The organism is Bradyrhizobium sp. CCBAU 53351, from assembly GCF_015291745.1.
Classification (GTDB): Bacteria; Pseudomonadota; Alphaproteobacteria; order Rhizobiales; family Xanthobacteraceae; genus Bradyrhizobium.
In genome coordinates, this window is the sequence record NZ_CP030059.1 from 6,176,838 (window position 1) to 6,197,151 (window position 20,314).

Genomic DNA, 20,314 nt, shown 5'->3' on the forward strand with positions numbered 1-20,314 from the left:
CGCTATTTCAGGTAGCTCGCGAGATTGATGCTCAGGATCTTGGCCAGCGCCGAATAGGACGCGGTGAGCTGTGCCTGGTAGGTCGACAGCTGCGCCGTGATGGCGGCGACGTCGACGCCGGTGAGGTCATTCGACAACGTTTCGGCATAGCTCTTGTAGTCGGCCTGGCGGGCACTCGCCGTCTCGATCGAGGACGCCGCATTCGAGAGCCGAGCCTGCACCGCCGCGGTGTCGTCGAGCGCCGTTCCGGCAAGATCGAGCGCGCTGGAAATGTCCGAGGACGACAGCGTGGAGCTGTTCGCGACGAATTTGAGGACCCGCATGACCTCCTCGAACGCCGAATTGTCGGCGGTGACGCCGTACGACACTGTCTCATCCGATGCAACCCGAACCGAAGCGATCTCGTCGTCGCCCTCGTAGTAGCTGGTGTCGGCCGTCGTCGTCGAACCGGTCCCGGACGAGAAGCTCGTGAGATCGACCGGCGCCGTATCGGTCTTGCCGCCGGCGAACACATACTGGCCGTCATATTGCGTGTTCATCAGCGAGCCCATCTCCTGCAGCATCTGCTGGGCGGTGGTGATCACCGAATTGGTCTCGGTCGAGCTGCCGGTCGAAGCGGCGCTGAGCTGGGAACGGAGCTGGGTGAGGATGTCGGTCATGGAGCCGATGGCGGAATACATCACCTGGATCTTGCTGTCGGCGAGCGTCGCAGCGTCGACATAAGACTGTGCACGCGTGACCGAGACCTGGAGGTTGACGACGTGCTGCGCGTCCGAGCCGTAACCGCCGAAATCGGTCGAGATCACCCCCGTCGATTCCTGGATCTGCTTGTTGGCCATCACCGACTCGACGCGCATCGCGTCGGCGATCATCCTGTTCGACTGCGCGAAGGTGGCGACCCGCATCGCGACCATGAGCGTGCCCCCGGGCTGTTACGATTGAACGGCGGACAGCAGCGCCGAATACATGGTGTTGACGGCCTGGATCAGCGCGGACGCTGCGGTGTATTTGTTCTGAAGCGTGCTGAGCTTGGCGGATTCCTCGTCCAGGTTGACGCCGGATTGCGAGGACAACGAGTTGGCATAGGTCGACTGCGCGGTTTCCTTTGCCGTGTAAGTGTCAGACGCCCGCGACGCCTTGCTGGCGACGTCGGACACGATGGCCGAGGCATAGTCGGCCAGGGAGCCGGTGGTGGCCGCAAGGCCGCCGGTGGATGCGAAGGTCCGGGATTCCGTCAGCGCGTCGTGGAAGGCGTTGACCACGCTGGTCGAACCGGACGACAGCACGCTGCTGCCGACGGTCAGGCTCGACGAGGAATCCAGCGTCGCGAGCTGAATCTCGTTCACCCCGGACAGGATCTTGCTGTTGACCGCGATATCCGCCGCGCTCGTTCCCGTCATGAGGTCGTTGAGGCCGAAATACTCCGAAAACCCCTCCCCCGCGCTGCCGACCGAGCTCGTCATCTGGTTGATGGCGACACCGTTGCCCGAGCCGGTCGCCGCGATCGAGAGATGGCCGTCCGCATCGATCGAGGCCGACAATCCGGAAATGCCGTTGATGGCGGTGACGAGGTCGCCGACCGTGGAATAGGACGACAGGTCGAGATCGCCGTACGAGACCAGATTGCCGCCCTGGTCGGTGACGGCAAGGCGTACCGTGCCCGAGGCGGACAGCGCCGTGCCGCTGGTGACGCTGGCCGTACCGGTGAGGCTGGTCGGCGCCGGCACTGCGGATGCGCTGTTCGAGACACTGTTCATCACTGAAGCGAGCTGCTGGGCAAGCTGGTCCAGCTGGGACTGCGCGTCCGGGAGCGTCTTGTCGCGCAGCGTGATGAGCGCGCCGATGTCTCCATCCGATATCTGCGAGGTGATGTCGACACCGTTCACCATGATCGCACTGAAGCCGCTCGACGAGGAACCGGCGGTGTAGGTTGTCGATGCCGTCACGTTGGAAGCGGCCGTATAGCTGATCTCATGCGCGGAGCTGTCGACCAGCGCCTGGCCGGACTTGGTGTAGATCTGAATATCGCCGTTCGACGCAGTGAAGTAATTGACGTTCATCTTCGAGGCGAGGTCCTGCAGCGCGGTGTTGCGCTGGTCCTCGAGGTCCGCGGTCGACTGGCCCGCCGCCGCCGTCTGCTTGATCTCTGCGTTCAGATCCGCGATCTGCTGCAGGTCGGTATTGACGTCATCGATCGCGGACGCGATGTCCTGGTCGGCGCCGGCGCGGAGCTTCTGGATGCTGCTCGAGGTCTCCCGCAACTGACTGGCGACATCATCGAGTGCGCTGACCACATTGGATTGCAGAGAGGCGCTGCCCGGCGAACTCGCCAGCGACGCCAGCGCCGATTCCAGCGAGGCGATGCTGTTGGCGAGCGAGGTCCCTGTTGACGATGAGTCGGTGTTGCTGGTCGATCCGTAGAGCTTTCCAAGCGACGTCAGGTAGGTATTCGTGGTGTCCGCCGATCCGAGCTCCGAGGTCGCGGCGATCAGCGATTTCAGCAACAGCTTGTCGACGGTCGAGGTGATGCCCGTCACCGTGACGCCGGTGCCGACGCCATTGGTCACGCTGCTCGACTGGTTCGCGGCCTTCGCGGTATAGCCGGTCGTGTCGGCGTTCGAGATGTTCGACGACGTCACGCTGATCTGCACGGACGTGGCCGAGAGCCCGCTGAAGGCGATGGATCGCGCGATATCGAGTGACATGGCGGCCTCCTCGGCTGGTCAGGCGCTGCGGCTGGTGCCGCTGGAAACCGCGCGCGCGGCGAGCCGGCCGGAGGCGCCATAGGGCGACACCGCCGAGATCTGCTCGCGGATCGCCTGCATGACCGCCTCGATCCGTCGGTTGCTGGCCTCGATCGCCGCGCGCAGGCGGAGCAGGTTCTCATCCATCGCCGCACGCAGATTCAGGATCCGCTCCAGGAGCTGCTCGCGCAGGATGCGGTCCCTGACGTTCAGGCTGGTGTTGCCCGCCGCGCATTCCGCCACCGTGCGCTCGAACATCTCTGCCAGCCGGTTCTTCTCGTCGACCTGCTTCAGGCGCGAGGCGGGCAGGCCCTTGGCGAGCTCTGCATTCTCCGTCGCGACCAGCGCGGTCAGCGTATCGATCAGCGTGATCAGCGACTTGATCCGGGCATCGCTCATCCCCGCGGACTGGCTGTAGGCCTGATTTTTGGCTTTGCTTTCGGCTTGGGCTAGGGTCATCGTCATCGCCCTCTAATTGTGCGGCTTGCCGCGGCCGGCTTGTGAACTGCGCAAATAAGCGCCGATCGCGGTCGTCCTGGCGGTTGCCTGTTTCATCTGCCCTTCGATCTCAGCGCATTCGCGCAGAAGGCCGCGGCGAACCATCTCGAAATCGTCGAGGAGCGCGAGCAACTGCTTGCGATCACCGCTCCCGACCGTCGCGGCCCGCGCCACCAACCGCCGCAGCCGGCGCAGCAGCGCTTCTCCGGCAGCACTCGCGCTTTCGCCCTGCATCGCTCACCTCATCGCCGAGATCAGCGTGTCGTACATCTTGTTGACGGTGGAGATCACTTGCGACGCTGCGGAATAGGCCTGTTGCGCCGAAATCATGCTCGAGAATTGGCTGGAGGTGTCGGTGGTCGACGACTCCAGCTCGCTGCCGTAGACCGTGCCCGCGCCGTTCTCGCCTGAGGCCTGTAACGCGGCGTTGCCCGATGTCACGGTCGCCGAATAAATGCCGTTGCTGGAAGCGGCCAGTCCGTTGGGATCGGCGAAGGTCGCGACCGCGATTTTGTAGATCGCGATGGTCTCGCCGTTGGAATAGGTGGCGTCGACGACGCCGTTCTTGCCGATCGAGATGCTGGACAGCTTGCCATAGGACAGACCGTCCGAATCGATACTGGTGACGTTAACGTCAGGCGTGGTCTCGCCGGAAGCGTATTGGGTCAGGCCGTCGGTGCCTCCGACGGTGCCGAGATCGAGCGTGATCGTGCTGTCGGCGGCGCCATCGGTCCAGCCCGTCACGGCAATTGTCGCGGGATCCGGGCTCGTGCTGGCGAGCGATCCGTCGCTGTTGAAGGTGATGTCGATGGTGCCCGAGGCCGTGCCCGTCGCAGTCGTCGTGTCCGAGGCCGACGTCGGATTGGCAAAGCTGGCACTCCAGGTGTTGGTGCCGGTCTTGCTCCAGGTGATCTGCATCGTGTTTGCGGCGCCGAGCGAATCGTAGACCGTCATCGAGCTGGTGTAGGTATCGCCGGTTGCGGCATCCGACGGCAGGTTCGCCGCGATCGTGGTCTTGGTGGTGGCGCTGCCGCTGGTCGATGCGACCTGGGTGTTGATCGCCCCGAGATTGCTCGCCGATTCACTGCCGACGACGTTGCCGTCCGCGTCGGTACGCCAGCCCTCGAGGTAATAGCCGTTGCTCTCGAGATAGCCGGCATTGTTGATCGAGAAGGCGCCGTTGCGGGTATAGGCGACTGTGCCGCCGGACGTGGCGTCGGTCACCACGAAGAAGCCCGAGCCCTGGATCGCGACGTCGGTGGCGTTGGAGGTCGCCGCGAGCAGGCCTTGCTGGGTGATGTTGGCGCGCCCCGAAACGGTGACGCCGCCCGAGGCGTAGGATGTCGTGTTGCTGGAGGCCGTCACCAGCGCGTCGAACATGGCCGACGTCGTCTTGTAGCCGGTCGTGTCGGAATTGGCGATGTTGTCGCTGATCATCGACAGGGATTGGCTCTGGGCGCTGAGCGCCGAGATCGCCGAGGACAATGCGCCGGTGAGACTCATGATGAAACTCCGAGGAAATCGGGAACGTTAAGACAGGAACTTGGGATCAAGACGTGACGCCCAGGATGTTCGCGGCGCTGACGGCAATACCGTTCACCGTGAGCGAGGGCGTCGAGGTCGAGGTGTCGATGCCGGTCACCGTGCCGGTGACGGTCGTGTAGTTGAGCACCGAGTTGCCTGCGGAGTCGGTCGCGGTCACCGAGATGGTATACTGGCCGCCATCGGAGAGCTGGTTGCCGCTGGAATCCTTGCCGTCCCAGGTGAAGCTGTTGGAGCCGGAATTGCCCGTCCCCGTGCCGGTGTAGACGACGTTACCCGAGGAGTCCGAGATGCTGATCGAAACATCAGATGCAGCCGAGGACAGCGAGTAGCCGAAGCTCGCCGAACCGTTGCTGAGTGTCGAGGTATCGGTCTTCGCCTCCACGGTGTGGCCGATATAGTTCACCGAGTTCAGCGTCACGAGGCTCGAGAACGAACTCGCCAGCGACGACATGTTGGAATTGATGGACTGCTGCTGGGTGAAATTGGCGTAGGAGGTGAGCTGATTGATGAAGTCGGTGGTCGAGGTCGCGTTCAACGGATCCTGGTTCTGAAGCTCGCTGACCAGCAGACTGAGGAAGTCGCTGGACGTCAGCGACGACGAGGACGACGCGCTCGACGACGATGTCGTGGTGGTCGCAGTCGTTGCGGAACTCACGGCGGAAACGGTCATCAGAAACTCCGGCTTTCCCGCGCTGCCGGCGACCAGATGCCGGCCGGTACGCTTGAAATCTGTGTGCTGATGAAACGGGTGGGCGCGCGGATTCAGGCGCGGATTTAGCTGCGCGAAAACCGCTTTCGACGCGGCAAAATCTGCCGTGTACGCGCGCTGGAATGCGATGATCAAATTGGTCCGTTGCTGCGACGAGGCCGCACCACAACTTGCTTGCTCGCGAGCACGAGCATTAACGCCTCCACGACGGCATGGCCGAGCTTATCCCGGGCCATCCACGCGTCGCCGCGCGGCACGAGAACGTGGATGCCCGGGACAAGCCCGGGCATGACGACCTCGCGTGGTGTTCGGTATCAGTAAGAAGCGTCAGCTCCCCGCCGTCTCACCTTCCGTGCGGGGCTCGGCGGTATCGTCTTTCATCTTGGCAGCAGCGGCGACGATGCGGTCGGCGAGGCCTGCGGGCGCGCGGACGGTCGGCGCCGCAAGCGCGCTGCGCAAGGTGCGCGCCTCTTCGAGCAGGGCCTGCGCCGCGGGCGATCGCGCCAACAGCTCTTGCGCAGGCACGCGCCGATCCTCGGGCCAGCGGGAAAGATCCTCGCCCAGCCGGTCGATCAGTTCCTCAAACTCGGTGACGTCCATCGCCTGCCGATCCTGCTTCGGTCAGGCCTGTCATAAAGCATTGCAGGCGCGGCGAAAACCGGATTTCGGCGAACTGCGGCGCCAAAAGCGCCCGCAGCACTACGGACGACGGCGCAAATGGCGGCCCGGATGATCGCAGAAGCGCACCGGGATCGGCCGGAGCGGTTCAGCCCCTGCGGGCCATGTCGGCCGGCGCGGCGCCTCCGCTGCGCGAGGCGGCATCGACGAATTCCCAGGCCTCCCGAAGCTCGGAGAGCCCCGCGATGATGCGTGCGAAACTCGCGCGCGCGTGCGGACGGCCGAACGCCTTGAGGCTTGCCAGGATCATCGCGTTATAGGTCTGGAACACCTGTTCCGCCACCGCGCCGCCCTTGGCGAAGTCGAGATTGTGGCTCAGTCCGCGCAGGATTGCGGTCGCCCTCATCAGGTGCTCGTGCCCCTCCTCGAAGCGGCGCGCTTCCTGCGCGGCCAGCGATTTCTGCAGGAAGCTGATGGCTCCCCCCAGCAGCATCGAAATCGCCTTGAGCGGCGGCACGCTCGTTGCCGCGCCCCGATAGGCCTGGTTGGCCATGTACGCCATCTGGTTATGCATCATCGATCACTCTGTCTCACACGATCAATCGCTCGAGGAGCTGTTCAGCAATGCCTTGAGATAAGTCAGCGTGCTGTTGGCGCTCTCGATCGCCGCCTGGTACTTTGCGTATTGGGTCTGGAGCTGCGACTGCAGCGTTGCGGCCGCACCGTTGATGTCGTCGACCTTTTGCTGAAGATCGTCATCGCGCGTGGTCAGATTGGTGATGAGCGTCTGCAGCACGCCGGTCGAGGACGCGTAGTTCTTGGCGATCTGATAGAGCTGCGTCGCAATGCCCGAGGTCGACGTCACCGTGATCGATTGGGAGGTCGACCCGCTGTAGGTGAAGGCCATGCCTGCATAGATCGAGCCGGCGGCACCGATGATCGTGGTGCCGCTGACCGTGAACAGCGTCGAATCGCCGCCGACCGACGCCGAGGCGAGGTTGCCGTCGGAATCGACTGCCACATCCAGCGTGAAGGATTGCGGCGACGTCCCGGTATTGACGACGCTGAGCTGGCTGGACGACGTCGTGGTCTGCGCCGACAACAGCTTGGTCACGCCGCTCAGATCGGTGCTCAGGATGTCCGACAGTGTCGAGGTGCCGAGCTCCAGCTCGTTGCTCTCGTTGAACGACAGACCGAGATCGGCCATGGTCATGCCGCCGATCGTGCTGTTCAACGCACTCTGGAGCGCATCCATGATGTTGCGCATCGTTCCGTCGCCGAACAGGACCGCGCTCGAATCCGCCGTGCCGTCGGTCGCCGTCGCCTGTTGGGCGATAACCTCGTCGCGAAAGGCGTTGTAGTTGGTGACGAACGTCTCCAGCGCCGACTGGATCTGGCTGGTGTCGGTCTCGATGCTGATGTTCAGCGACGTTCCGTCCGGCGTCGCCTGGAGCAGGTTGAAAGTGACCCCGCTCAGGACGTCGGAGATGTCGTTGGTGCCGCGGGTCATCGAGATGCCGTCGAGCGTGAATTCGGCCGACTGCGCCGCCTGGATGACGTTGGTGAAGCTCCCCGAGCTGTCCGTGACGCCCAGCTCGTTCATGATGTCGTCGCCGGACGTGCTGGAATAGCTGATATCAGCCGCATCCTCCGTGCCGGTCAACACCATCTGGTACGAGGTGCTGGACACCTGCACGATCGAGGCCTGGACATTGGTCGTCGAGGTCTGGGCGTTGATGGCATCGACGATGTCTTGAAGCGACATCGTGCTGGTGACGGAGATGTCGGACGTGGCACCGCCCTCCAGGCCGATCGAAAACGTGCCGGAATAGCCGAGCTCGTCGGTCTGGCTCGATTGCGCCGTGCCGGACACCTTGTGGGCGGTGGCGAGCTGGCTGATCGTCAGCGAGTGGTCGCCGGTCGCCGCCCCGCTCTTGATCGTCATGGAGAGCGCCGAGGAAGCGCTGACATCCCCGGTCGAGCTGATGCTGGCGGCGCGCGTGGCAAACGCGCTGGTGGACAACGAGTTGACCACCGCGGTCGAAAGCGAGGCCAATCCCGAGTACAGCGTCTTCAGATCGCTCTGCAGCGTCTGATAGGCCGAGATCTTGGCCTCGTTGTTCGTGATCGTGGTCGATATCGTGTCCGCCTGCGCGGTCTTCGCGTCGACGGCAGCCTGGATCAGCGCCGACCAGTCGATGCTGCTCGAATTGGTGGTCCCGCTCGTGGTGACGGAGACACCCGAACTTGTGCTGCTGCTGGTCGAACTGACGGAAGCCACTGTGCGTATCTGTCCCTGGTAGGAAGCGGGCCGGCATCACGCCGGCCCGCTCGTCGCGTCATCAGCCCAGCAGCTTGAGCAGGTACTGGGGCATCTGGTTCGCAGCGGCCAGTGCCGACACGGCGGCCTGGGTCTTAACTTCCGCGGAGGAGAGCTTGGACTGCTCGGCCGCGATGTCGACGTCCTTGATCGCCGAATTCGCCGATTGCAGGTTCTGGGTTTGGGTCGAGATCGAGTCCGCGCTGAAATTGAAGCGGGATTCCTGGGCGCCGATGCTGGCGCGGGCAGCGGAGACCGTGTCGATCGCCGTGTCCAGTGCGGTCAGCGCCGAGGTCGCGTTCGACAGCGTGCTGACGTCGAGCGAGGACACGCCGAGCGAAGAGGCCGTCAGGCTCGTGAGCGTGATGGTGATGGTATCGGAGCCCGACGAGCCGACCAGCACCGAGACGCCGGAAGCGAACACGCTGGAGCCGTCGAGCAGGCTCTGGCTGGAGTAGCGGGTGCCGGACGCGATTGAATCGATTTCGCTCGTCAACTGCGTGAATTCCGAGTTGATGTAGGCGCGGCTGGAGTCGGTCGTGGTGCCCGACGCGGATTCGGAAGCCAGCGACTTCATGCGGGCGAGGATGTCGGAGATGTTCGAGGCGCCGCCGTCGGCGGTCTGCAGGATCGCGTTGGCCTGCGAGGCGTTGGTCGCGGCCTGCTGCAGCGTGGTGACATCCGAGGAGATGCGGGTCGAGATCGCAAGGCCGGCGGCGTCGTCGGATGCCGACGTGATGCGCGAGCCGCTCGACAGCTTCGAGAGCGAAGAGGTCTCTTGCGACGAATTGATGTTGAGGTAACGAACCGCGGCGTTGGCGGCGGTATTGGTGTTGATTGCGGGCATTGAAAGCTCCTGTGCTGATGGGCATGGCGTGCCGCATCGTTGAAATCGGCTTACGACGACGCGGACCGCAGCCCCGTCCGTTCGCTCAAACGACGGAGCGCAAGGAGATCAGGCGCGAAAGTTTTTGCGAGGCGATTTTTATGGTTAGCAGTCGGTAAACGCGGTGCGGATGTCGCGCTCGTGCTTGCGCAGGAGCTGGCGAAGCTGCTGGCGTCCGCGCTTGAGCAGCGACTCGACGGCAGCCACCGTCGTGTCCATCACCTGGGCGATCTCGCCGTTGCTCATGTTCTCATGATACGAGAAGATCACAGCAATGCGCTGCTGCTCGGGCAGCCGCTGCATCGCCAGCTCCAGCATGTCGTTCAGCTCGTTACGCGCGATGATCTCGACCGCGCCGGGCTGGCCGTCGGCGACCTCAGGCACGGTCTCGACGTTCTCGTTGCGCGACTTGCGGCGCAGATCGATGCAGCGATTGGAGATGACACGGTAGAGCCAAGTCGAGAACTTGGCGCGGCCGTGCTGCCAGCGTCCGCGATGGCTCCAGATCTTGAGCATGGTGTCCTGCACCACGTCCTCGGCGTCCGCCGCGTTGCCGACGATGCGCAGCGCGATTGCGTAGCCGCGATCGATGTGACGCTCGACCAACATGCGGAAAGCGACCTCGTCGCCGGTCGCGAGTTTGTCGAGCAATTCGCTGTCTTCATCATAGACGACATCGTCGGCGACAGGTGCGCTGTCCGGCGCGAGCGGCACCGAGGGCATCATCGGCACCATCGCTTCGGCTGGCACCGTCGTCGCAATCGCGGACTCGGCGGGCGTCATGACATCAGCAGCGTAATTCATCCCGCAACCTCCAACCCACAATGCCGGGGGCGCACATGCCACACGGCTTCCAGGCGTTGAACGCAGGACCAAAACAATCCAGGCGAAGAATTTTTGTTATTTTTCAAGATGTTACCTGGCATCTTTTGCCGAGCGTCGGGCAATAATTGCCGATAGCGCGATGCTCTCGCGCTTCAATCCTGCAATCATCACATCGTCTCGCGCCATGACAGATCATCCATCGTGAACAGATGTAGCAGTAAGAAAACGCAGACATTACGCGGCACTAGGTGATCGCGTGCAACGCGCGCGTGGCGCATCAAGAAGCGATTGTTTCCGAGTGTGAATGAACGCGAGACAGCATCCGCACTCGGCAATTTTTTCCGAATCACCTTTTTCGAACCTAGCGATTTTTTTGAATCTGTCAGTCGCGACGAACGCGATTTTGAATCGCACGAGAATTTTTTTGCATTTGCGGCGCCTGACTCGACGCGGACGCACGTTCAGCGTCCTGATGGGCGGGGAATTGCAGCATGAAGATCGCAACAGTAGGCGCCGAGCGTCGCGCGCAAATTGTTTCTGCTTGGTCGTTCGATGTTTTCGATACGTTTCTGCTGCGTGCATGCACGACGCCGGATGGCGTGTTTGAAGGGACTTACGAGCTATCCGGCATTTCACGATCTTGTCCGAATGTTTCCGCGAGTTTCGTTCAGCATCGCATCCAGGCCGAATCGCGCGCGCGTCGAATCGCGAAGGAGAAATGCGGCGCGAGCGAAGTGCGCATCGAGGAGATCTATTCCTGTTTTCCATTCAAGCTGTTCGGCCTTTCCCGAGCCGACCTGAACGATCTGGTCGAGGCCGAGTTCGGCGCCGAGGTCGAGCTTTGCCGCGTCAACCCGGACATGCTCGGGCAATATCTGGACATGAAACGCGTCGGCCACCGCGTCGGATTCATCTCGGACACCTATTGGGATTCCGGCCGGCTGGCGCGGCTGCTGCGGGCTTGCCATCCCGGCCTCGCCTGGGACTTCCTCTATGCGTCCTGCGACCACGGCAGCGGCAAGAGCGACGGCTTGTTCGCGACCTACCTCTCCGAGCAGGGCATCGATGCCGATGCCTCCTTTCACGTCGGCGACAACGAGAAGGCGGACATCAAGGGGGCGAAGCGCCACGGCATTCAGCCCCGCTATTATCCGCAGGCATCAGCGCAGCTCGCCTCGAAATTTCAGCGCGAGACGGCACTGTTCGAGCTGCTGTGCAGCGGCGCGCCGGCGCGGCTAGATCACGGCGCGCGGACGCTGCGGCGCATGGTCGCCGCGCGCAGCGCCGGGAGGTCCCAGGCCTTCCAGCTCGGGCTGACCGTGCTCGGCCCTGTCATGACCGCGTTCGATGCCTTCATGACGCGGCGCTGCGAGGAGATGGCGGGTCCGGGCCGCAAGGTCGTGCTCGGCTTTCTCGGCCGCGACGGTTTTCTGTCGCACCGGATCCGGCAGGAGCGGCATGGCGCCCCATCGGCCTATATCGAGATCAACCGTCGCGTCAGCCTGATCGCCTCAGCCGACACGATGCAGCCGCTCGTCGATCTGCTCGGCAAGGTGCTCAAGATCGACGCGCCGACCTTCCGCGACATGGTGAAGATCATGCCGGCGAAAGTTGCCGCGTTCTTTGGCGGCTTTCCGGACGGGATTGCCTCCGGCGAGGAGCTCGCCGAGGCGCTTCCCGGACTGATCGATCTCGCCGAGATCGTCGCGCTCGCCGCGGGCTTGCGCGCCCGGCTGCTCGCCTATCTCCGCCGGACCATCCCCGGCTTCGACGACTGCACCGATCTCGTACTGGCCGATCTCGGCTATTCCGGCAGCGTGCAGAAGGCGCTGCGCCGCATCTTCGACCTCGAAGGCATCGAGATCCGCCTGCACGGCGCATATCTGATGTCGCTCGACGACGCCTTCGACGACCTTGCCGAACAGGACAGCGCGGCAGGCTTCATCTCCGACCTCGTCGTCACGCCTCACGTCAAGCGCATGCTGATCCGCAACGTCGCGCTGCTGGAACAGATTTGCTGCTCCGCGGACGGTTCGGTGCGCGATTACGACGGCGGCGCGGTGCTACGCGAGATCAATCCGCGTCCCCCCGAGCAGTTGGCGCTTGCCGCGGAGATCCAGGCCGGCGCGCTGGCTTTCGCTGGCGGCGCGGACGGTGTCGCGCGAGATTACGATCTCGATCCCTATGCCACCCCCGATGTCGCGGCGCGCTGGTGCGCGGCGACGCTGGCGCGGCTTCTGCTGCTGCCTGATGATGACGAACTGGCGCTGCTCGGCCCGTTGAAGCACGACGTCAATCTCGGGACCCACGCGCTCGCGCCGCTGCTCGACGCGCCGTTCGTGCGCAACCAGATCACCGCCCGCGGCCTCTCGGCGGCCTCCACGGCGGCCGCGCCGCCCATGTGGCTTGCCGGCAGTTTCGCCGGCCTGTCACCATCCTACAATTATCTGTACGTGCTGTTCGGCGCCAACCGCCTGCCTGCCGACGTCTTTGAGGAACGGGCCTCCGGCCTGGTTCAGGTCGGACTGTTCCGCGCCAACGGCGGTGCGGCGCTGGAGGCGGCGACCGTCCATCGCACCGGGCTCGGCGAGCTGCGTCTGCGCATTCCCCTGTCGCGTCGCATGTCGATCTCCACGATCGCACTGCCGCTGGCGAAATTCGCGCCTGAAGGCCTGCTTCACGGCGTGACCCTGCAGCAGGGCGGCGACGTTCGTGACGCCGCCGAGAGCCAGGATGTTGTCGCGATCGCGACCGAGCGGTTGATCTACGGCGGCGTGCAGTGGAATGGCGGCCATTATCGCGCCGAGACCGAAGACGGTTGCCTGCTGATCCCGGTCGCCCCGATGACGCAGGAGATCGCGATCTATTCCGTCGCGATCACCCCGCTCGGAGCCGCCCCCAAATAGTGCGCCTGATCGCGCCGCCCCGGCCGTTGAAGTCCTGGGGCTTACGAGGGGGCACGGAAATTGCGGAACGCGACGCAGGCGAATCTTGGGCAGGTACTGCAGTCCGGCGGCATCAAGCTCGGCCGGACCCAGCTCGACCGCCTGGGCTGGCTGATCGGCCAATACGGTGCGCCGGCGCTCGATGGCGTCGCGGACGGACGGCACAACGGCGTCGCTATTCTGAGGGAGCCACTGAGCGGTGCGGCGGCCGAGCTGTTCTACCGTTCGCTCAATCCCGCCTGCGCGGTCGTCATCCCCAGAAGCGAGAATCCCGGCTTCGACTTTCTCAAGTCCAAGCTGACCGAATTCGGCACCGTCGGCCCCTGCAGCGCCGAGGGCCCGCACGAGATGTGGTGGGGCGGCATCGGCTGGTCGAGATTCCTCGCCGCCGCCGACGCCTCCACGCCCCGGCCGCGAATCGTCTCCTGCCATACGCGCGGTGTCGACGCGGCCGCGTCCCTCCGCCTCCGTCATTCGCTCGAACGCGTGCAGCTCGATTGTCATATCGAGCCGATCGACACCCAGCTCGACGACCGCCTGCTCTGCTTCGAGAAGGCGGAGTTCATGGTGCGGATGTGGAACAAATATCGCGAACCACTGCTGTTCGTCGACGCGGGCGCTACCTTGCGCGAGGCGCCGCTGCTGCCCTCCTTCCTCGGCTGCGACGTCGCCTTGCACAAGTGGAATCGCTGGGAGATGTCGGCGCGCACGCTCTATCTCGGCCGCTCCGCGCATGCGGAACGGCTGCTTCGCGCATGGCAGCAGCTTGCCGCCGCCTATCCCGCGATCTGGGAGGGCTATCTGCTGGACCAGGCCTGGAGCCTGACGTCGTCGCAGGTGCCGCTCGATACCGTGTGGCTGCCCCGCTCCTATCACGCGCTGAAGGGCGATCTCGGCGCCTCGCGCGCGACGATCCTGCACGACCAGCAGACGACGACGCTGGAGCTCGGTCCCGATCCCGGCTTCGCGAGCATCGTGCGCACCGCCCGCCGCGCCGGCCGCACGGGCGCCCGCGACGCCTTCATGGTGATGACCTCGAAGGCCGAGACCAGAGGCGGCATCGCCGTGATCCTGCGCGACGTCTCGGCCAGCGACGCGGGTGCGGTCGCCACGACCGTCGAGGCCGTGACGGGCGCCTATGCCGCCGATTGCGGCGGATACGGCCGGCTCGAGCTGTCGCTCTGCGCCTGGCAGGACGACGTCGGTGCCGCGCGGGAAGCCGCAAGCCTCGCACGTTACCGCATCCTGGAGATCGCGCCGGGACAGCGCATCGCCAACGACTTTTTCGCAAGCCACGCGTCCGACGACGCGGTCATGACCGCACGCCAGCTTTTCCCCTAAGGGACCATCACGATGCTCAAGACGATCATCCTGCTCACCGACACCGTGCAACAGCAGCAGCCGCTGGCCAATCTGCTCCGCGAGCATAATCGCGACCTCGTCTTCTGCTCGGCGCTGCGCGCATCGGACCTCAGTGCCATCGACCCTGACGTGCTGAGTGAGGCACGGCTGGTTTCGTTTGCCGCCGACGTCGCCATGCACGAAAAATTCCTGCTCAGGCTCGGCTATGGTGCCTACAAATTCTACGCCACGCCGACACAATATCCGGGCCTGCCGTCGGCGCCCGACGAGAGCGAGGACGATCCGCACTGCTTCTCCGTGATCGCGCAGTCGATGACGATCTGGCCGGATTTCAAGAAGGTGGTCGGCCTGGAAACGGTCACGATCCCAGATGGCACCGCTCCTGCCGAGCGCGAGCGGCTGGTGTTCTCCCGCCTCGCCCATCTGTTCTGGGGCATGTCGCACATGATCGCCGGCGAGGCGACGGACCTCCCCGGGATCATCGGATCCGGCGGCAGCCAGCGTCCGACGCTCGCGATGATGAACTGAGCTAACGCACGGAGGCGCGAAGCTGCGCCGACAGAGCGTCGCGGTGCTCGGGCGCGGCGATCGCGATCATGCGGCGTGCCCGCTCGGCAAAGCCGGAGCCGCGCAATTCCGCGATGCCCCATTCGGTGACGATGGCGTCGACATCCGCGCGTGGCGTCGTCACCGTCTCGACATCGGCGACGATCCGGCTGGTCCCGTCGGGCGCCGTGGCGGGCAGCGCGATGATCGCTCGTCCGCCGGGCGACGCGTTGGCGCCGCGCACGAAGTCGAGCTGCCCGCCGATCGCGCCGATCGCAACGCCATTCAGCGTCTCGGAATTGACGCTGCCGTCGAGCCCGACCTGCAGCGCCGAGTTGATCGCGACCAGGCGATTGATCCGCGCCAGCACGTCCTGGCCGTGCGTGTAGGACGTCGGTCGCACCGATACCGCCGCGTTCTCGTGCACGAAGCGATAGAGCCGTTGCGTACCGATCACCTGATTGGTGACCGTAATTCCGGCATCGATCCCCTTCTCCGCATTCGTCACCGCGCCGCGTTCGATCAGATCGACGACGGCATCGTTGATCAGGCCGGAATGGATACCGAGATTGCGCAGGTGGGATAGCGAGGACAGGATCGCGTCAGGAATACGGCCGACACCGCACTGCAGCGTGCTGCCGTCGGCGATCAGGCTTGCGGCATGGGCGGCAATCCGACGCGAGACGTCATCGAGCGGCGGTGAGACCAGTTCAACGGGAGGCCGGCGCGCGGTCACGCGCAGATGGATCGGCACCTCGGCGGGCCATTCCGCTCCAAACGTGAACGGCGCATCCGGGTTGATCTCGGCGATGATGAGACGCGCGCCGCGCGCGGCGTCGATGACATAGTCGTTCGACAGGCTGGCGCTCAAGCGGCCGTCACCGGCTTCGGCAAGCTGCACCAGAACGACATCAGCCCTGTGGCGTCGCGCGGCGAAGTCGGCGCAGAAGGCGCTGTAGTTGCTCGGGATCACATCGAGCCGCCCTGCCCTGGCGAGCCGCCGCGCATTGCCGATCACGCCGTAGCTCTGGAACGCCACGTTGGGGGCGCAAGCCACCGGGAACGTGTCGGAAAAGATCGGCCCGACCATCATGCGGAAGGCCGGAAGTCGGGCGGCCTGCTGCATCAGCGCCTGCGTCAGGGTAATCGGCTCCGCCGTCGCCTGCCCGCAGACGACGAGATCGCCCTCGCGGACCAGGCCGGAGAGATCGATCGGCGCCGAAGGTTCGGGGATCGCCATCTCAGCCCATCGGCGTGAGGCGCTTGGAGGACTCAGCCAGCAACGTGCGCAGCTCGGTCTTCACAATCTTGCCGTAGCTGTTCTTGGGAAGCTCAGCGGTGAAGTAATAATGCTTCGGCCGCTTGAAGCGCGCGATCCACGCATTGCAGACCTGATCGAGCTCGTCTCGCGTGACTGCCTTGCCCGCGACGGGAACGACGACCGCCACGACCTCCTCGCCCCATTCCGGATGCGGCCGGCCGATCACCGAGACTTCGGCGACGGCCTCGTGCCGCAGCAACACCTCCTCGACCTCGCGCGGATAGATGTTGGTGCCGCCGGAGATGATGACGTCCTTGGAGCGGTCCTTCAGCGTGAGGAAGCCGTCGGCATCGAAGGCGCCCATGTCGCCGGTGTAGAGCCAGCCATCGCGCAACGTGTTCGCGGTCGCCTCCGGATTCTGCCAGTAGCCGGACATCACGGTATCGCCGCGCACGATGATTTCGCCGATCTCGCCCGCGGCAACATCGCGTCCGGTCTCGTCCACGGTGCGCACCTGCACGACGCCTTGGGCAATGCCGACCGAGGCGAGGCGCTCCTCGTACCGAGGATGACCGGCGGCCGTATGCATGCGCTTCGGCAAGTAGGTGATGGTCATCGGCGTCTCGCCCTGGCCATAGATCTGCGCCAGCTTCGGGCCGAACACGCCCAGCGCCGCCTTGCAATCGGCGACATACATGGGGCCGCCGCCATAGATGATGGTCTTCAATCCCGGTGTGGTTGCACCCGCCGCCTGCGCCGCGACCGTCAGGCGCCGCACCATGGTGGGCGCGGCGAAGAAGGAGATGTTCTCGCGCTTCGCCGTCAGGTCCAGAATTTCGTCCGACTCGAAGCGGCCGCTCTCCGGAATGATCTGCGCGCCCATGCCTAGCACATGCGGCACCATATAAAGACCTGACCCATGCGACATCGGGGCGGCGTGCAGCAGCGCCTCGCCCGGGACGATCGGATTGATCTCGGCGAGGTAGCTCAGCGACATCGCCAACAGATTGCGATGGCTGAGTACGGCGCCCTTGGGCCGGCCGGTGGTGCCGCTGGTGTAGAAGATCCAGGCGGGATCGGTGATGGCGACATCGCCGATAGCGATGCCATCGGCTTTTTCCAGCGCGCGGTGCTCGCCCGAGCCGATCTCGACGATGTGCGGCTTGACCGTCGCGAGCGCCAACGCTTCGGAGGCAACCCCCGCCATGTCTTCGGTCACGAACACGAGCGCGGCGCCGGAATTGTCGAGAATGAACGCAACCTCGCGCGGATGCAGTTTTGCGTTGATGGGAACGGCGACCAGGCCCGCATGCCAGCAGGCATAGAGGCAGGCGACATAGTCCGGCACGTTCTTCATCAGCAGCGCGACGCGATCGCCCTTGGCGAGGCCGAGGCGTTGCCGCAGCGCGCCCGCGAGCGATGCCACCGTCGCGGCGAGCCGGCCGTAATCGGCGACCGGCGTCAGACCCTTGAGCAGGGCCGGCGCGGAGGCGTCCGCTTTGGCGGCACGCAGCAGATGATGAGCGAGGTTCACTGTGATCCCCCTGAAGGCTAAGCCTAATACGACTTGGCGAGGCCCAGCACCTTTTCCGCAATGAAGCTGAGCGCGAGCTGCGGGCTGACCGGCGCGATGCGCGGGATCAGCACTTCGCGCAGATAACGCTCGACGTGGAACTCCTTGGCATAACCGAAACCGCCATGGGTCATTACGGCCTGCTCGCAAGCGTGGTAGCCGGCTTCACCGGCGAAATACTTCGCAGCATTGGCGCCGGCGCCGCAGGGCAGGCCCTTGTCGTACTGCCAGGCCGCCTGCATCACCATCAGCCAGGCCGCCTCCAGCTCGACCCAATTCACGGCAAGCGGATGCTGGATGCCCTGGTTCTTGCCGATCGGACGGTTGAACACGACCCGCGTCTTGGCGTATTCGGTCGCGCGCGACAGCGCCAGCTTGCCGAGGCCGACCGCTTCCGCCGCGATCAGGATGCGCTCGGGGTTCATGCCTTCAAGGATGTACTGAAAACCCTTGCCTTCTTCGCCGATCCGATCCTCCATCGGAATTTCAAAGTCCTCGAAGAACAGCTCGTTGGAATCGACGATCTTGCGGCCCATCTTCTCGATCTCGTGGACCTTGATCCTGTTGCGGTCGAAATCGGTGTAGAACAGGCTGAGGCCGTGGGTCGGCGAGCGCACCTCCTCCAGCGGCGTGGTGCGCGCCAGCAGCAGGATCTTGTGCGCGACCTGCGCGGTCGAGATCCACACTTTCTGGCCGTTGACGATGTAACGGTCGTTCTTGGCGACCGCCCGCGTCTTGAGCTGCGTGGTGTTGAGGCCGGTGTTGGGCTCGGTGACGGCAAAGCACGCCTTCTCGCGGCCCTCGACCATCGGCGGCAGCATGCGCTTGCGCTGCGCCTCGGTGCCGAACACGACGACGGGATTGAGACCGAACACGTTGATGTGCACCGCGGAGGCGCCGGACATGCCGGCCCCGGATTCCGCGATGGTGCGCATCATGATCGCAGCTTCGGTGATGCCGAGCCCCGAGCCGCCATACTCCTCGGGCACGCAGATGCCCAGCCAGCCGGCGTCCGCCAGCGCCTTGTGGAAATCGTGCGGGAAGCCGCCGTCGTGGTCCTTCTTCAGCCAATAGGCATCCGGAAAGCCTTCGCAGATTTTTGCGATGGCATCGCGAATGGCTTCCTGCTGATCGGTGAGCGCGAAATCCATGTTGCTTGATCTCCTTCTTGGAAGCCGCGAGCTCGTTCCTAGCGCCCCATCTGCGAGGGCAGCCAGAGGATGATAGACGGAAACGCCACCAAAATCGCGATCGCGATCAGATGCGCGATGAAATGCGGGAAGGTGCCGTGGAACACTTCCGCCACCGGCCGCTTGGCATAGCGGGCGACGATGAAGCAGTTGAGGCCCACGGGCGGCGTGATCATGCCGACCTCGGCGGTGACGATCTTGATGACGCCGAACCAGATCGGATCGAAGCCGAGCGCCTTGATCAGCGGCAGCACGATCGGCACGGTCAGCACCAGGATCGCGATCTGGTCCATGAACGAGCCGAGCACGATGTAGCCGAACAGGATCAGCGTGATGATCACCCAGCGCGAGGTCTGCAGCGAACCGATCCAGGCGACGAGATCCTGCGTCACATGGGTGAGCGTGAAGAAATAGCCGAAGATCGAGGCGCCCACGAGGATCGTCACGATCATGCAGGTGCCGTGGCAGGCGCTGAGCAGCGCCTTGTACAGCGATCCCGGCGTCACCCTCCCCTTGGCGATGGCCAGCAGCAGCGCACCCGCAGCCCCAAGTGCGGAGGCTTCCGTCGGCGTCGCCACGCCGAGATAGATCGTGCCGGTGACGAGCGAGAACAGCAGCGCCATCGGCCCGACCTGCCACAGCAGCGAAAAACGCTCGCGCCAGGACACGGGCTCGATGCGCGGCGCCCGCGACGGATCCTGCCAGACCAGGAAGTAGATCGTCGCCATGATGGTGGCGGTGACGAGCGCTGCCGGAATGATGCCGCCGATCAGGAGCTGCCCGATATTGACCTCCGCGAGCAGGCCGAAGATCACCAGCGCCACGCTGGGCGGGATCAACATCGCCAGTGTGCCCGAGATCGCCACGACGCCTGCCGCCATCTTCGGCTCATAGCCCTGGCGGATCATGGCCGGAAGACTGGTCGACGACAGCGTCGCGGCCGATGCCGTCGAGGTGCCGCAGATCGCCCCAAAGCCGGCTCCGGCCAGAGCGGTCGCCATGCCGAGCCCGCCGGGGATCCGGCCAACCCACGCGGAGGCCGTCTTGAACATGTCGTCGGCCACGCCGGACAGCAGCACGAGGTCCGCCATCAGCAGGAACATCGGGATGGTGATCAATTCATAGGACGACACCGTCGAGAGCGGCGCCGTCTGCAGAATGCCGAACAGCGTGCCGGTGCCGCCGACCATCAGCAGACCGACCGAGCCGGCGAATCCCATGGCGAAACCGACCGGCGTGCCGATCGCCAGCAGGACAAAAAGCAATCCAAGCACGAGGATGACTGTCATCGC

The 20,314-nt window shown here is 64.6% G+C and carries 19 protein-coding genes; 3 read left to right on the forward strand and 16 right to left on the reverse strand.

The features are described 5' to 3' along the window. Positions 1–2: 2 nt before the first annotated feature. The 12 genes from XH83_RS29320 to XH83_RS29375 form a co-directional block, all read right to left on the reverse strand. Positions 3–914 carry a flagellin gene (locus XH83_RS29320; RefSeq protein WP_194404099.1) on the reverse strand — a complete coding sequence of 304 codons (912 nt, stop codon included), beginning with the start codon at positions 912–914 and terminating at the stop codon, positions 3–5. An 18-nt stretch (positions 915–932) separates the two neighbouring features. Further along, a complete protein-coding gene (gene flgK, locus XH83_RS29325) occupies positions 933–2,705 on the reverse strand; it encodes a flagellar hook-associated protein FlgK (protein ID WP_194404100.1) in 1,773 nt (590 codons plus the stop codon). 18 nt (positions 2,706–2,723) lie between these two features. Beyond that, positions 2,724–3,209 (reverse strand): flagellar protein FlgN, encoded by a 486-nt coding sequence (locus XH83_RS29330; protein WP_246776347.1) that lies wholly within the window; start codon positions 3,207–3,209, stop codon positions 2,724–2,726. Positions 3,210–3,215: 6 nt separating this feature from the next. Next, the gene (locus XH83_RS29335) at positions 3,216–3,476 is read right to left on the reverse strand and encodes a hypothetical protein (protein ID WP_194404101.1); all 261 of its coding nucleotides are present in this window, start codon (positions 3,474–3,476) and stop codon (positions 3,216–3,218) included. Between the two features lie 3 nt (positions 3,477–3,479). Beyond that, the gene (flgE, locus tag XH83_RS29340; RefSeq protein ID WP_194404102.1) at positions 3,480–4,745 is read right to left on the reverse strand and encodes a flagellar hook protein FlgE; all 1,266 of its coding nucleotides are present in this window, start codon (positions 4,743–4,745) and stop codon (positions 3,480–3,482) included. Between the two features lie 46 nt (positions 4,746–4,791). Then, positions 4,792–5,457: a flagellar hook assembly protein FlgD gene (locus XH83_RS29345; RefSeq protein WP_194404103.1), complete on the reverse strand. Its 666-nt coding sequence runs from the start codon at positions 5,455–5,457 to the stop codon at positions 4,792–4,794. Between the two features lie 170 nt (positions 5,458–5,627). Then, positions 5,628–5,786: a hypothetical protein gene (locus XH83_RS29350; RefSeq protein ID WP_194404104.1), complete on the reverse strand. Its 159-nt coding sequence runs from the start codon at positions 5,784–5,786 to the stop codon at positions 5,628–5,630. Between the two features lie 37 nt (positions 5,787–5,823). Next, positions 5,824–6,096 (reverse strand): hypothetical protein, encoded by a 273-nt coding sequence (locus tag XH83_RS29355; protein WP_194404105.1) that lies wholly within the window; start codon positions 6,094–6,096, stop codon positions 5,824–5,826. 166 nt (positions 6,097–6,262) lie between these two features. Continuing rightward, the gene (gene fliS / locus XH83_RS29360; protein ID WP_194404106.1) at positions 6,263–6,691 is read right to left on the reverse strand and encodes a flagellar export chaperone FliS; all 429 of its coding nucleotides are present in this window, start codon (positions 6,689–6,691) and stop codon (positions 6,263–6,265) included. A gap of 21 nt (positions 6,692–6,712) precedes the next feature. Next, positions 6,713–8,395, reverse strand: a complete 1,683-nt coding sequence (gene fliD / locus XH83_RS29365; protein ID WP_194404107.1) for a flagellar filament capping protein FliD — start codon at positions 8,393–8,395, stop codon at positions 6,713–6,715. Between the two features lie 61 nt (positions 8,396–8,456). After that, positions 8,457–9,281: a flagellin gene (locus XH83_RS29370; RefSeq protein WP_194404108.1), complete on the reverse strand. Its 825-nt coding sequence runs from the start codon at positions 9,279–9,281 to the stop codon at positions 8,457–8,459. A gap of 144 nt (positions 9,282–9,425) precedes the next feature. Further along, the gene (locus XH83_RS29375; RefSeq protein WP_194404109.1) at positions 9,426–10,124 is read right to left on the reverse strand and encodes an RNA polymerase sigma factor; all 699 of its coding nucleotides are present in this window, start codon (positions 10,122–10,124) and stop codon (positions 9,426–9,428) included. Positions 10,125–10,636: 512 nt separating this feature from the next. On the opposite strand from XH83_RS29375, the gene XH83_RS29380 reads away from it, so the two are divergent. The 3 genes from XH83_RS29380 to XH83_RS29390 are packed head-to-tail and all read left to right on the forward strand — an operon-like array spanning position 10,637 to position 14,980. Then, positions 10,637–13,051 (forward strand): hypothetical protein, encoded by a 2,415-nt coding sequence (locus XH83_RS29380; RefSeq protein ID WP_194404110.1) that lies wholly within the window; start codon positions 10,637–10,639, stop codon positions 13,049–13,051. 60 nt (positions 13,052–13,111) lie between these two features. Next, positions 13,112–14,431: a hypothetical protein gene (locus tag XH83_RS29385; RefSeq protein ID WP_194404111.1), complete on the forward strand. Its 1,320-nt coding sequence runs from the start codon at positions 13,112–13,114 to the stop codon at positions 14,429–14,431. 12 nt (positions 14,432–14,443) lie between these two features. Continuing rightward, positions 14,444–14,980, forward strand: a complete 537-nt coding sequence (locus XH83_RS29390; RefSeq protein ID WP_194404112.1) for a hypothetical protein — start codon at positions 14,444–14,446, stop codon at positions 14,978–14,980. Position 14,981: 1 nt separating this feature from the next. Here the strand turns inward: XH83_RS29390 and XH83_RS29395 are convergent, their stop codons facing one another. Genes XH83_RS29395 through XH83_RS29410 form a run of 4 tightly spaced genes read right to left on the reverse strand, consistent with a single transcriptional unit; the run spans position 14,982 to position 20,311 of the window. Further along, entirely contained in the window at positions 14,982–16,238 is a 1,257-nt protein-coding gene (locus XH83_RS29395) for an acetyl-CoA hydrolase/transferase family protein (RefSeq protein ID WP_194404113.1), read from the reverse strand. Between the two features lies 1 nt (position 16,239). Beyond that, a complete protein-coding gene (locus XH83_RS29400) occupies positions 16,240–17,793 on the reverse strand; it encodes a class I adenylate-forming enzyme family protein (RefSeq protein ID WP_194404114.1) in 1,554 nt (517 codons plus the stop codon). Positions 17,794–17,816: 23 nt separating this feature from the next. Then, positions 17,817–18,983, reverse strand: coding sequence for an acyl-CoA dehydrogenase family protein (locus tag XH83_RS29405; protein WP_194404115.1), 1,167 nt, complete (start codon positions 18,981–18,983; stop codon positions 17,817–17,819). A gap of 38 nt (positions 18,984–19,021) precedes the next feature. Then, positions 19,022–20,311: a TRAP transporter large permease gene (locus XH83_RS29410; protein WP_194404116.1), complete on the reverse strand. Its 1,290-nt coding sequence runs from the start codon at positions 20,309–20,311 to the stop codon at positions 19,022–19,024. Between the last annotated feature and the right edge of the window lie 3 nt (positions 20,312–20,314).